The following is a 13,940-nucleotide window of genomic DNA, read 5'->3' on the forward strand; positions in this document are numbered from 1 at the left end:
ACTCCCCACCGAGCACCCCCGCACCTCCCATGACCTCGAACGTATGCTCAAAGGATGACGACTTCCGCGACCTCGGGAACCGGCCCCACCGAGAACTCCATGCGTCGCGCCCTCAAACGCGCCCGGGACGGCGTCGCCCTCGACGTGTCCGAGACGGCTGTGCTGCTCCAGGCGCGCGGCGAGGCTCTCGACGACCTCACGGCGAGTGCCGCACGCGTGCGGGACGCGGGCCTCGCGGCGGCCGGCCGCCCCGGCGTCATCACGTACTCCAAGAGCGTCTTCATCCCCCTGACCCGCCTGTGCCGCGACAAGTGTCACTACTGCACCTTCGTCACGGTGCCGGGCAAACTCCGCCGTGCCGGCCACGGCATGTTCATGTCCCCCGACGAGGTACTCGACGTAGCTCGCAAGGGTGCCTCCCTCGGCTGCAAGGAAGCCCTCATCACCCTGGGCGACAAGCCGGAGGACCGCTGGCCCGAGGCGCGCGAGTGGCTCGACGCGCACGGGTACGACGACACCATCGCCTACGTGAGAGCCATCTCCATCCGCATCCTGGAGGAGACCGGCCTGCTCCCGCACCTCAACCCCGGCGTGATGTCCTGGACCGACCTCCAGCGCCTCAAGCCGGTCGCGCCGAGCATGGGCATGATGCTGGAGACGACGGCCACCCGCCTGTGGTCCGAGCCCGGCGGCCCCCACTACGGCTCCCCGGACAAGGAACCGGCCGTCAGGCTAAGGGTGTTGGAGGACGCCGGCCGCTCCTCCGTGCCCTTCACCTCGGGTCTGCTGATCGGCATCGGCGAGACGTACGAGGAGCGCGCCGAGTCCCTCTTCGCGCTGCGCAAGGTCTCCCGCGCGCACCACGGCATCCAGGAACTCATCATCCAGAACTTCCGCGCCAAGCCGGACACGGCGATGCGCGGCATGCCGGACGCCGAACTCGACGAACTGGTCGCGGCGGTGGCGGTGTCCCGCCTGATCCTCGGCCCCTCCGCGAACATCCAGGCCCCGCCGAACCTGGTCGACGGCGAGTACGAGCGCCTCATCGGCGCCGGCATCGACGACTGGGGCGGCGTCTCCCCGCTCACCATCGACCACGTCAACCCCGAGCGACCCTGGCCGCAGATCGAGGAGTTGACCCGCCGCTCCGAGGCGGCCGGCTTCTCCTTGCGTGAACGCCTGTGCGTCTACCCGGAGTTCGTCACCCGAGGCGAGCCCTGGCTCGACCCCCGCCTCCTCCCGCACGTCCGCGCGCTCGCCGACCCCGCCACCGGCCTCGCGGTCCCGGACGCCGTCGTCGAGGGCCGCCCCTGGCAGGAGCCCGAGGAGGTCTTCGAGGCCACCGGCCGCACGGACCTGCACCGCACGATCGACACCGAGGGCCGTACGTCCGACCGCCGCGAGGACTTCGACGAGGTGTACGGCGACTGGTCCGAACTCCGCGAGGCCGCCGCCCCCGGCATGGTCCCCGAGCGCATCGACACCGACGTACGCCAGGCCCTGGCGACGGCGGCCGACGACCCGACGAAGCTGACCGACGCGCAGGCGCTGGCGCTCTTCCACGCGGACGGCCCCGCGCTGGACGCGCTGACCCAGATCGCCGACGACGTACGGAAGTCGGCGGTCGGCGACGACGTCACGTACATCGTCACCCGGAACATCAACTTCACCAACGTCTGCTACACCGGCTGCCGTTTCTGCGCGTTCGCCCAGCGCCGCACGGACGCCGACGCCTACACCCTCTCCCTGGACCAGGTCGCCGACCGCGCCCAACAGGCGTGGGATCTCGGGGCCGTTGAGGTCTGCATGCAGGGCGGCATCCACCCCGACCTGCCGGGCACCGCCTACTTCGACATCGCCAAGGCGGTCAAAGAGCGAGTCCCGGGCATGCACGTCCACGCCTTCTCGCCGATGGAGGTCGTCAACGGCGCGACACGCACCGGGCTTTCGATCCGCGAGTGGCTGACTCGGGCCAAGGAGGCGGGACTTGACACGCTCCCCGGCACGGCCGCCGAGATCCTCGACGACGAGGTCCGCTGGATCCTCACCAAGGGCAAGCTCCCGGCCGCGACCTGGATCGAAGTCGTCACCACCGCCCACGAGTTGGGCATCCGGACGTCCTCGACGATGATGTACGGCCACGTCGACCAGCCGCGCCACTGGCTCGGCCACCTCCGCACGCTCGCCGGGATCCAGCAACGCACCGGCGGATTCACGGAGTTCGTGACGCTGCCGTTCATCCACACCAACGCGCCCGTGTACCTGGCGGGCATCTCGCGGCCCGGTCCGACGATCCGGGACAACCGCGCGGTGACGGCGATGGCCCGGCTCCTGCTGCACCCGTGGATCCCCAACATCCAGACCAGCTGGGTGAAGCTGGGCACCGAGGGCGCCGCCGAGATGCTGCGCTCCGGCGCCAACGACCTCGGCGGCACGCTGATGGAGGAGACCATCTCGCGGATGGCGGGCTCGTCGTACGGCTCGTACAAGTCGGTCCGTGACCTGATCGCCGTCGCCGAGGCGGCGGGGCGTCCGGCGAAGCCGCGTACGACGCTGTACGGCGAGGTCCCGGCCGAGCGGCAGCGGGCGGCCCAGGCGTCCGACGGGCACCTCCCGGAGCTGCTGCCGGTCCTCGACTGACCCTGGTGGAGCGCCGGTCGCGATCTTGGAACGGTACCTGGGAGGGACCGGTACCGGCCCGGCGGACAGGCGCTCCACAGTAGGATGATCCGACCCCCGAGGTGCGGGGGTCGGATACTGAGGAGTTGCGTGCCCGTGCCTGCCCTGCGGCTTCCCTCGTGGGTCTGGGTCACCGGTCTGACGGCCGGGGCGATCGTCGGCGTGGGCTTCCTGGCGATCGAGGCGGACAACGGCGTGCACCCTCACCCGACGGCCGCCGCCAGCTCCAAGCCGACGGCCAAGCCCCGGCAGTCGGTGGCTCCGGAGGCGTCCACGCCCAGTACCCCGGGACTACCCGCCAAGTCGGGCACGGGGCGTCGTATCGTCTACTCGCTCTCCGCGGACCGGGTCTGGCTGGTCGACGCGGACGACCGGTCCCGCCGCACCTTCGACGTCTGGCCCGGCACGGTCGACCCCGCCCCGGGGACGTACACGATCTCCGTGCGCACGCCCGCGACCACCGGCTCCGACGGGGTCGCCGTCGAGCACGTCGTCTACTTCACGGTGAAGTCCGGCATCAACATCGCCTTCTCCAACGCCGTCGACGGCTCCTCCCCGCCGCCCGCCCCCGCCGGCACACAGACCGGCGGCATCCGCCTCCACAAGGAGGACGGCGCGGCGCTGTGGGCGTTCGGGGCGACGGAGACCAGGGTCAGGGTCGTCGAGTAGCAGTCGGGTAGTACCCGGGTAGTACCCGAGACGTACGGCGGCCGCTGCGGCGCCGCCCGCCCTCCACCCCGGCTCCACCCCCTACCCCAGCTCTACCCCGCTACCTCTCGGGTACCGGGCCAGCCACCCCGGCGCCGCCCCCGCCGGGTTGTGCAGCGCCGGCCCCTGCGTCATCTCCATCGCGAAGTCGTCGGCGATCTCCAGCAGCGTCGGCCGCCCCTCCAGCTCCGCGAGCCACGCCGGGGGCAGCGCCGTCTCCCCGTGCAGCGCGCCGAGGAGCGACCCCGCGAGGGAGGCCGTCGCGGCGGAGGGGGCGCCGTGGTTGACGGCGAGCCGCAGCCCGTGCCGGACGTCCTCGGCGACGAGCGCGCAGTACACGGCGGCGGACAGCAGCTCGGGCGCGCTGCCGCCACCGGCGAGTTCCTCGACCCGCACGGGCGTCGGCAGCCCCTGCCTCACCGCGCCGAGCCCCCGTTGCAGCGCCTCCGACACCGGCTCGTGGCCGGGCCGCGCCGACAGGTGGGACAGCGCCCGCTGCACCGCGCTGTCGAGACTGTCGCCCCTGGCCAGCGCGTGGACGACGACCGCGTACGCGCCCGCCGCGAGGTAGGCCGCCGGATGGCCGTGGGTCTGCGCCGCGCACTCCACCGCGAGCTGCGCCACCAGCTGCGGCTCCCAGCCGACCAGCAGACCGAACGGCGCCGAGCGGCCGAGCGCCTCCGGGCCGTCCGCCGCCGGGTTCTTCGGCGATTCGAGGGTGCCCATCCGGTCGTCCCCGAGGCCGAGCAGCAGCGCGCGCGTCGGGTCGCGGCGGGCGTACAGCCACTCCTCTCGGGCCAGCCAGCCGTCGTCCTTGCGGCGTAGGTCGGGACCCCAGTCGCGCTGGGTGGCCGCCCAGCGCAGATACGCGCGATGTAGGTCTGTGGGGGGATGCCAGGCGCCGGTGTCGCGGCGGACCTGGGCGCGGATCAGGCCGTCGACCGTGAACAGGGTGAGCTGGGTGAGATGGGTGATCGCGCCGCGCCGCCCGTACGCGGGGACCAGGTCGACGACGCCCTCCACCCCGTACGTCTGGAGTATGTCCTCCCCGGAGGCCCGGTCCACCGGGGCGCCCAGGGCGTCCCCGAGGGCGCCGCCCAGCAGGGTGCCGCGTACCCGGCTACGGAAGTCCTGCTGCTCCGTACGGCCCCAGATGGGCCCGGCCGCCGTACCCACCACCAAGCCTCCCGCGACACCGTCCGCCGTCCGTACGACACGATTCGCCACTGTAATCGAACGGGGACGGGGAGTTGAGGGGCTGCTCGGTATGCCCCCTGTGCCCGAAGCGCAAAGGTTTTCGGCCGTCCTCTCACTGTTTCTGCGCACTGGTCCGGCACGGTCTTCCACACGCCGGAACCGGGCCCCGTGAGCAGCGGGGCCCGGTTCCGGGGGCGGTGCGGAGGTCAGGTGCGCGGTGCGGGCACCGAATCCCGCTGGTCGGGTACGACGGCCGCCGCCGCGTCGTCGTCCGAGTTGATCTTCTCGATGATCGCGAGCCGGCCGGGGGTGTCCTCGGGCCGGATGAACCCGATGACGATGTAGAGGACGAGCGAGACCGCGAGGGGGACCGACACCTGATACTGGAGAGGTACGCCGCCGTCGACGTTCCAGTTGATCGGGTAGTTGACGAGCCAGAACGCCAGCAGCCCCATCGACCAGCTGGTCAGCGCCGCCGTCGGACCGGAGCGGCGGAACGGCCGCAGCAGCCCGAGCATCATCGGGATGGCCATCGGCCCCATCAGACCGGCGACCCACTTGATGACGACGGTGATGATGTCCTTGAACGCGGGGGAGTTGACCTGGGTCGCCGCGGCCATCGAGAGGCCGAGGAAGACGACGGTGGCGATGCGCGCGACGCGAAGTCCCTGTTCCTGGTTCCAGGTTCGGGCCCGTTTCCAGATGACCGGCGCGCAGTCCCGGGTGAACACGGCGGCGATCGCGTTGGCGTCGGAGGAGCACATCGCCATCGTGTGGGAGAAGAAGCCGACGATGACGAGCCCCAACAGGCCGTGCGGCAGGAGCTGTTCGGTCATCAGGCCGTAGGAGTCGGAGCCGTCCGGCTTCTTCGACTCGACCAGCAGCGGCGACATCCACATCGGGAAGAACAGCACGACCGGCCAGACCAGCCACAGCAGCGCCGACAGCCGCGCCGAGCGCTCGGCCTCCTTCGGGGTGGGCGTGGCCATGTACCGCTGGGCCTGGTTGAGCATGCCGCCGTTGTACTCGAACAGCTTGATGAAGAGGAACGCGAGCAGGAACACCGTGCCGTACGGCCCGACGAGCGGCTTGCCGTGGCCCTGGAGCGCGGGTTCGTCCCAGGCGCCGAGGAACCCGATGTTCCTGTCGTTGAGTTCGACGATGACGGCGATGAACATCGCGACACCGGCGAGGAGTTGGATGACGAACTGCCCCAACTCCGTGAGCGCGTCGGCCCACAGGCCGCCGATCGTGCAGTACACGGCGGTGATCGTGCCGGTGATGAGGATGCCCTGGTTCAGCGAGATGCCGGTGAACACCGACAACAGGGTCGCGATGGCCGCCCACTTGGCGCCGACGTCCACGATCTTCAGCAGCATGCCCGACCAGGCGAGTGCTTGCTGCGTCTTGAGGTCGTACCGGTTCTTCAGGTACTCCAGCGGGGAGGCGACGTGGAGGCGGGAGCGCAGCCGGTTGATGCGCGGCGCGAACAGCTTCGAGCCGATCGCGATCCCGAGGGCGATCGGGAAGGACCAGGTGACGAAGGAGGTCACCCCGTAGGTGTAGGCGATGCCGGCGTACCCGGTGAACATCACCGCGCTGTAGCCCGACATGTGGTGGGAGATACCGGAGAGCCACCACGGCATCTTGCCGCCCGCGGTGAAGAAGTCGCTGACGTCGTCGACCCGTTTGTGCGACCAGACTCCGATGGCGACCATCACACCGAAGTAGCCGATGAGCACGGCCCAGTCGAGACCGTTCATGTGCCCCCTTCCAGGGTTCGCCGTCAACGTGGGGGTTCGCAGCAGACAGGCAGGGCAGGCATGTGAACTCTGGGTGTGATGGTGTGCTCACGGCAAGCGCAGGGATGGTCAAGGAGGAGTAAAATCGTTCGGCGAGATGACTTCGATTCCTGTACGTGAACGCCGAATTCACCGTCGAACGCAGCGTCGAACACGCCGCCGAAGTGCGGGCCGACCGGCCGGTGAGGACCCGCTCAGCGCATCAGCTCCCCCGCGTTCACCAGCAGCGACTGCCCCGTGATCGCCCGCGCCCGCGACGACGCCAGGAACACCGCCGCGTCCGCCACGTCCCCGTCCGTCGCCAGCTCCGGCAACGCCATCCGCCCCGAGAGCCGCCCCAGCACCTCACTCTCGGGTACCCCCTCCGTCTGCGCCGTGAACCGCACGTACGCCTCGACCGGCGGCCCCCACATCCACCCCGGCAGCACGGTGTTCACCCGCACCCGGTACGGCCCCAACTCCCTTGCCAGCGAGTACATCACGCTCGTCAGCGCCCCCTTGGACGCCGCGTACGCCGCCTGCTTCACCTGTGACGGCGCCGCCACGGCGGACTGCGTCCCGATGAACACGACCGCGCCCCCGCCCCCCTCCTTCAGTGCGGGCAGGCAGGCCCGCGTCATCCGCAGCGTCCCCAGCAGATTCACGTCCATGACGGACCGCCAGGTCTCGAAGTCGGCGTCCTCGACACCCCCGAAGTAGGAGTCCCAGGCGGCGACCTGGACGACGGCGTCGATCCCCCCGAACCGCGACACCGCCAACTCGGCGAGCGCGCCGCACTGTTGCTCGTCGGTGATGTCGGTGGACAGGAACGCGGTGTGCGCCCCACCGGGATCGATGTCCCGCGCGGACTTGGCGAGTCGATCTTCGGTCCGCGCACCCAGGACCGCGTTGCCCCCTTCCCGTACGACGGCCGCCGCGACCTGGTGACCCAGGCCCGCGCCGACTCCGGAGACGACGACGGTCCTGCCGGGGAGCAGAGACATGGGCCCTCCCTGAGACTTCCGCATTGTCTGACGGACCGTCAGAGTATGGGCGAGCGCGCAGGAAAGGGGAACGCACATGAGCGAGGACAGCACCGGCAAGACCACTCCCGGCGAGGCCGAGACCGGCGCCCGGTACGCCGAGCTGGCATCCGTGGGCCCCTACGGCGTCCACCCCGGCCACGCCCTGATCACCATGGTCGAACCGCACCCCGGCCACGAGTACGCCTACAACCGCTGGTACGAGGACGACCACTACTACGCCGGCGCGATGGCGATGCCCTGGATGTACGCGGGCCGCCGCTGGGTCGCCACCCGGGACCTCCAACTCCTGCGCTACCCCGAGAAGTCGGCGATCGCCCAGCCCGTCGGCCAGGGCTGCTACCTCTCCACCTACTGGATCACCGAGGGCCGCTACGCCGAGCACATGCGCTGGACGGTCTCCATCAACCGCCGCCTCAACCACGACGCCCGCGTCTACCAGGACCGCACCCACGTCTTCACGGCGTTCCAGGACCACGAGACGACGGTCTACCGCGACGGCGCGGCCGGCCCCCGCGACTTCCACGCCCTGGACCACCCCTACCAGGGGCTGATCCTGGAGGTGATCGACGCCGAGACCCCCGAGGGCCGCGCCGGCCTCCTCCACTGGCTGCGCACCCGCCACCTCCCGCGCGCCCTGAGATCGTCCCCCGCCGCGCTGGTGACGGTCTTCCGGCCCACCCCCCTGCCCGTCGACCGCATGTCGTACGTGAAGCAGGTGAAGGGCACCGACACCCGCCTGACCCTCCTGTGGTTCCTCGAACAGGACCCCCGGGACGTCTGGCAGGACCACTACGCCGACCTCGACACCCCCGTCACGGAATCCGGTCTGGGGCGGGTGGAGCTGGTGGCCCCCTTCATCCCGACGATCCCGGGGACCGACCGCTACGTGGCGGAGCTGCGGTAGCCCTCGGGTACTGGTACCGACCTCAGGTACTAGTACCCCTCTCAGGTACTACTTGAGCTCGTCCGGACACGGCGTCCCCCGGGGCAACTGGTACGGCGCCGCCAGCCGGTAGATCCCCGCCGTGGGCGCGACCAGCATCGTCCACTTGTCCCCCTCCGCGTCCTCCTCCGTCTCGAAGAGGCACCCGTGGAGGTTCTCGTAGACCTTCGGCTCCCCCTCCTCGCGGTGCTTGGAGGCTTCGGTCTCCTGGGGGGCCTTGAGGCTCTTGCCCTCGGCGTCGACGATGCTCAGCCAGGGGGAGTAGGGGATCTTGACCAGGACCCGCCCGGCCCGCTTCACGTCGATCGTCATCTCGCCCTGCTCGGCCCGCTGGACCACGGCGTCGGGCTCGGCGAGCGGCGCCGGGTCGTTGACCCGGAAGAGCTGCCAGTTGGCGTCGCCCCAGATCTGCTTCAGGTAGGGCAGACCCCGCTGCACCAACTCGCGCTCGCGCTCCGCGCCGTCCCCGTCCGGGGCGTCCTTGGGTACGACGACGAAGTGCACGGCCCACCGCTTGAGCCATTCGTGGTAGTTCGCGGAGTTGAGGGTGTCGTCGTAGAAGAGCGGGTTGCGCTTCATGTCGGCCTGCCGGTTCCACCCGCGCGCGAGGTTCACGTACGGCGCGAGCGCCGACGCCTCGCGGTGCGAGCGCGCGGGTACTACCTCCACCCGGCCCTTCCCGGCGCCGACCTGCTGCAACTCGTTCACCAGCGGCGCCAGCTCGCGCGCCCAGGAGGCGGCCGGGGTCGTCCGGACGATGTCGTCGACCGACTTGAAGCCGACCCACACCACGAACCCGACCGTCGCGATCACCAGCGCGTACCACTTACGGCTGCGCGGCACCGCGAACGGCAGCGCGCACGCCACCACGACCCCGCCGAACAGCATCGCGAGCCGGGTGATGTTGGAGCCGATCTGCGAGCTGACGATCCACACGCCGAGCACGAACAGCCCGTACACCGCCGCCGTGATCCGGACCGTCTTCCAGTCCTTCGGCACGGCGAAGAGGACGATCACCGAGTAGATGAACGGCAGCGACGCGGAGCCGATCGACATCGGCTGTGTCCCGGAGAACGGGAACAGCCACGCCGACACGCCGACGACGACGGCCGGCGCGATGCCCAGCGCCCACGCACCCGGGCGTCGCTTCTGCAAAAACAGGGCGACCGCGACCAGGCCGACGAACAGGCCCGCGACCGGGGACGACATCGTCGCGAGCGCGGCCAGCGGCGCCGCGACCAGCGCCTTCGCCCACCGCTTGTACCGCCACCTGTGCGGCCAGCAGAAGACGGCGGCCACCGCGCCCAGCGCGAACATGTTGCCGAGGCCGAAGGTGACACGGCCGCTCGCCGCGTTGCACAGCAGCGCGATCACGCCGATCAGCGCGGGCAGCACCGGGTTCTTCACCGGCCGCGAGCGCAGCAGGACCAGCGTCAGCAGGCCCGCCGAGAGCGTCCCGGCGATCATCATCGTCGTCCGCACGCCGAGCACCGACATCAGATACGGCGAGATCACGCTGTACGACACCGGGTGCATGCCGCCGTACCAGGCGAGGTTGTACGCGGAGTCCGGGTGGCGGCCGACGAACTCCGCCCACGCGTCCTGCGCGGCCAGATCGCCGCCGCTGTTCGCGAACGCGAAGAACCAGAGCAGGTGCAGGCCGCCCGACAGGACGGTCATGGAGAGCACCAGGTGGTTCATCAGCCAGGTGCGCAGCCGGTCGAGGCGGGGGCCGAAACGGGCGTCGAGGCGGGCCTTGAGGGAAGGCTTCACGCCGGGCACCCCGGCGCTCCCGGCCGGTCCGGTGGGGTCGAGCCGGTCATGGGAGCCGGAGTGCGGCGCGGGCAGCCGTATTCGCGGGCCGGTGCCTCGGCCCGGACCGGTGTCGTCGCGTGTCGGCTCCGCAGTGGCCACCTGTAGGCACTCCCCGTGTCCCGTCTTCTTCTCTCGTCCCCTATCGGCTTCCCGTAAGACCGCAGGGTTACGGCCACAGGGTGAGCGGCCGTCGAGTTGTGTCCGTTTCGTGACGCTAGCACGCAGCCCGCCGACCAGGACCGGGTGGTACTGGTCGGCGGGCTGCGGAGTCGGTCGGGTCAGCCGACGCGGGTCAGCTTGGCACCGAAGCCGGGCTCGGCCAACTCGGTTTCGAGGGCGACGGGTACCTTCACGGCACTGGCCGCGCCGCCGTCCCCGACGGTCAGGGTGGCCACCTGGGTACCCGCCTTCGCGGTGTGCGGGAGATCACCCGCGACGAAGGAGAGCTTCACCTTCAGGCCGGGCCAGCCGACCGCGGTGACGTCCCGCGTGACTACCACGGGGGTACGGCCGCCGAGGCCGTCGTCGACGTACCCGACGACGGCGCCCTTCTTCAGGATCGTCGCCGAGGTCAGGACCTCCTGGGCCGCGCGGATCAGTTTGTCGCCGGAGTCCAGGGCCGCGCTGAGGATCGTGTTCTCCGGTCCGCCCGCGGGCTGCCGGACGACCGCGCCGATGATCGTCCGGGTCTCCCCGCCGACCTCCTTCTTAGCGGCGAACATCAGGTTGCCCAGCGCTGAGGTAGTAGTACCCGTCTTGATACCGACGACCTTGTTCTTGCCGACCAGGCCGTTCCAGTTCGAGTGGTACTCACCCTTGTAGTCCGTGTACGACATCATCGCCGCGACCTCGCGGAAGACGGGCTGCTGCATCGCCGCCTTGCCCAGCTTGACCTGGTCGATCGCCGTCGAGACGGTCGTGTCGTTCAGGCCCGAGGGGTCCGTGTACGTCGTGTTCGTCATCCCCAGGTCCTTGGCGGCGGCGTTCATCTTCTCGACGAACGCCGTCTCCGAACCGGAGTCCCAACGGGCCAGCAGGCGGGCGACGTTGTTCGCCGACGCGATCAAGATGCTTTCCAGCGCCTCGCGTTGGGTGATCGAGTCGCCCTTCGTGACGTTCACCGTCGACTCCTGGCCCGCGTTCGACTGGTCCTGCGCGGCCTGGTCGATCGGGATCTTCGGGCCGTCGTCGCCGCTCTTCAGCGGGTGGTCCTTGAGTATGAGATACGCCGTCATCACCTTCGCGACGCTCGCGATCGGTACGGGCTTCTCCTGGCCGGACGAGCCGAACGTGCCGACGCCCTGGACGTCCAGCGCCGCCTGGCCCTGCGCGGGCCACGGGATCTCGGCCTTGGCTCCCTCGAACGTGTACGAACTCGCCGCCGTCAGGTCCAACTCCGGCTTCGGCAGCGGGCGCACCAGCTGCGCGATCGCGAACACGACCGCCAGCAGGAGGATCAGCGGCGTCCAGATCTTCACCCTGCGCACGAGGGTGCGCATCGGGGTGGGCGGCGGCGGGGGCGTGTTCGTCAGCTCCGCCAGCAGGTCCAACGGCGGCTTGGGGGGCAGGGGTTGCTGCGTCGTCCGCTCCGGGCCCACCTGCGGTACGGCCGTGGTCGCGGTCGACTCTCCCCCTGGAGAGCTACGGGGTTTACGCGTCGCCGGGTCGTCGAGGGGCTTCAGCGCGACGAAGGTACTGGTCCGCTCGGCATCGCGGTCGCCGGGGGCCTTGCCGCCGGCCGGGGCCTTGCCGGTGTCGCCCGCCCTCGCGGCAGGGCCGGTCTTGCCGACAGGCCGGGCCTTGTCGGCAGGTCCGGTCTTCTCGCTGGGGCCGGCCTTCTCGACGCTGCCCGGCTTCGCGGCGGCGCCAGGCTTCGCGGCGGCGCCAGGGGTCTCGCCAGGGGGCTTGGGGGCGCCGGTCTTCGCGTCTGCGTCCGCGCCGCCACCCGCGCCGGGTTCCTCGCCGGTGCCGGGCTTCTTGGAGGCGCCGACTGTCCAGGCGGCACCTGCGGCACCTGCCGTTTTGGCTGTGCCCGTCGTCCCGGTCGCGCCCGGCTTCCCTGTGTCGTTCGCCTTGTCCGTGCCGCTCGGCTTCTCCGTGCCGGGCTTCTCCGGTGCGGTCGGTTCGCCGGAGGCGGTCTTCGCGTCGGCGCCGGGCTTGCCCATGTCGCCCAGCTTCAGCATCGTCGTCGGCTGGTCGACGTTCGGCTTCGGGCGTACGGCCTTGAAGATCGCGGTCGGTTGGTCGATGGGGCGGGCGTCGCCGGAACCGGGCTGGTCGGAGGCCGAGTTGGAGTCGTCGGCGTCGGTGCCAGTGCCACCGTCGGTGGGGGACTCCTCGGCGGTGACCGAACCGGCCTTGTCCGCCGGTGACTTGGGCTTGGCGTCGCCCTCGGTGTCGTCCGAAGCCGCCCTGTCCGAAGCCACCTCGTCCGCAGGCGAGTTGCCCGCAGAGGGCGTTCCCTCGCCGGGCGAGGTGCCCTCGGGGGTGTCAGAAGCGTCCTTGTCGGACCGGGACTTGCCCTCCGCCGGAGCGGCCTTGTCTGCGGGGGACTTGGGCTGGGAGTCGCCCTCATCGTCCGGAGCGGCCTCGTCCGTAGCCCCCTCGTCCGCAGGCGAGTTGCCCGAAGCCGCCTCGTCCGAAGCCGCCTCGTCCGAAGCCGCCTCGTCCGAAGCCCCCTCGTCCGCAGGCGAGCTGCCCGCAGCTGCCTCGTCCATAGCTGCCGTATCCGCCGAGGGCGTTCCCTCGCCGAGCGAGGTCCCCACAGCGGTGCCGGAACCACCCTCGTCCGACGAGGACTTGCCCTCCACGGCCCCCGAACCCCCCTCGTCCGAGGGCGAGTCGACTATCGCCCCGTCGGCTGCCACGCCCGGCGCGTCACCGACGTACGAATCCGCCGCACCCCCAGCCGAGTTGCCCCGCCCGCTGCCCGAACCCCCGCTTCCCCGACCGGAGTCGGCACCGCCGGCGTCGTCCGCAGCCGTACGCACCTCCCCGGCCTCCCCGGACCCCTCGGAATCCGCCGCGCCCGCGCCTTCCCCCGCGTCGCGAGCCGCCTCCGCCCTCTCCGAGCCCCCTTCAGCGCCCCCAGACGCCCCCAGGGCGCCCTTCACGCCCCCGGACTCTCCGGACCCGCTCTCAGGCTCCCCGGAGCCCTCAGATCCGCCCTCAGCCCGCTCACGGCCCCCCGACCGGCTGGCCTGATCGGTACCGTCGCCGACAGCGTCGACGTCACCACTCTCGGTACCCGCCGAGTCCGCAGCCCCGCTACCCCGGCGACCCTCGGCGCGCTCACCACCCCCCGAAGCCTCCCCGGAACCCTCACCGTCACCGGCGCCCCCGGTCACCTCACCGGCGTCCCCGGCCCCAACACCCTGATCGCCCGAGCCTTCCCCGACCCCCTCGGCACCTCGCGCCCGCCCGGAGTCGCCCCCGGCAGAACCAGCCCCAGCACCGGCCTCTCCGGCCTCCGCGCCCCCCTGAGCCTCGCCGGCACCCCGTCCCTCTCCAGCCTCTTCGCCGCCCTGACCACCCTCGGCGCTCGCACCCACGTTCTCCCCGGCCTCCCCGGAGCCCTCGGAACCCTCGACTTCCCCGGAGCCTTCAGCCGCCCCGGCAGCCTCGCGCCCCTCGGAGCCCTCCCGGTCCCCGGAGCCCCCGGAGTCCTTGGAACCCCCGGCCTCCCCGGAACCCTCCGCCACCCCGCCCCCGGCGTCCGTCGCCCCCGCGTTCTTCGGCAACGTCAACACCCGAGTGGCCAGGTCCACACCC

Annotated in this window: 8 protein-coding genes; 3 read left to right on the top strand and 5 right to left on the bottom strand. The window is 71.2% G+C overall.

The window, feature by feature from the left end:
- Nucleotides 1-54: 54 nt before the first annotated feature.
- Nucleotides 55-2,640 (top strand): bifunctional FO biosynthesis protein CofGH, encoded by a 2,586-nt coding sequence (locus ACLZOT_RS26230; RefSeq protein WP_416971518.1) that lies wholly within the window; start codon nucleotides 55-57, stop codon nucleotides 2,638-2,640.
- 129 nt (nucleotides 2,641-2,769) lie between these two features.
- Complete coding sequence (locus tag ACLZOT_RS26235) at nucleotides 2,770-3,348, top strand: hypothetical protein (RefSeq protein WP_416971519.1); 579 nt, start codon at nucleotides 2,770-2,772, stop codon at nucleotides 3,346-3,348.
- Nucleotides 3,349-3,429: 81 nt separating this feature from the next.
- Here ACLZOT_RS26235 and ACLZOT_RS26240 read toward each other — a convergent pair whose 3' ends face one another.
- From ACLZOT_RS26240 to ACLZOT_RS26250, 3 genes are all read right to left on the bottom strand, one after another.
- Nucleotides 3,430-4,563, bottom strand: coding sequence for an ADP-ribosylglycohydrolase family protein (locus ACLZOT_RS26240; protein WP_416971549.1), 1,134 nt, complete (start codon nucleotides 4,561-4,563; stop codon nucleotides 3,430-3,432).
- Between the two features lie 227 nt (nucleotides 4,564-4,790).
- Nucleotides 4,791-6,347, bottom strand: coding sequence for a sodium:solute symporter family protein (locus tag ACLZOT_RS26245; protein WP_416971520.1), 1,557 nt, complete (start codon nucleotides 6,345-6,347; stop codon nucleotides 4,791-4,793).
- A 233-nt stretch (nucleotides 6,348-6,580) separates the two neighbouring features.
- Complete coding sequence (locus tag ACLZOT_RS26250) at nucleotides 6,581-7,369, bottom strand: SDR family oxidoreductase (protein ID WP_416971521.1); 789 nt, start codon at nucleotides 7,367-7,369, stop codon at nucleotides 6,581-6,583.
- Between the two features lie 76 nt (nucleotides 7,370-7,445).
- Between ACLZOT_RS26250 and ACLZOT_RS26255 the strand changes: the two genes are divergently transcribed.
- Nucleotides 7,446-8,315: a hypothetical protein gene (locus ACLZOT_RS26255; RefSeq protein ID WP_416971522.1), complete on the top strand. Its 870-nt coding sequence runs from the start codon at nucleotides 7,446-7,448 to the stop codon at nucleotides 8,313-8,315.
- Between the two features lie 48 nt (nucleotides 8,316-8,363).
- Here ACLZOT_RS26255 and ACLZOT_RS26260 read toward each other — a convergent pair whose 3' ends face one another.
- Nucleotides 8,364-10,268, bottom strand: a complete 1,905-nt coding sequence (locus tag ACLZOT_RS26260; RefSeq protein WP_416971523.1) for an MFS transporter — start codon at nucleotides 10,266-10,268, stop codon at nucleotides 8,364-8,366.
- A gap of 179 nt (nucleotides 10,269-10,447) precedes the next feature.
- Complete coding sequence (locus ACLZOT_RS26265) at nucleotides 10,448-12,886, bottom strand: D-alanyl-D-alanine carboxypeptidase (protein ID WP_416971550.1); 2,439 nt, start codon at nucleotides 12,884-12,886, stop codon at nucleotides 10,448-10,450.
- Nucleotides 12,887-13,940 lie beyond the last annotated feature (1,054 nt).

Origin of the sequence: Streptomyces sp. 4F14, assembly GCF_048159485.1 — a bacterium.
In the GTDB taxonomy this organism is placed as follows: Bacteria; Actinomycetota; Actinomycetes; order Streptomycetales; family Streptomycetaceae; genus Streptomyces.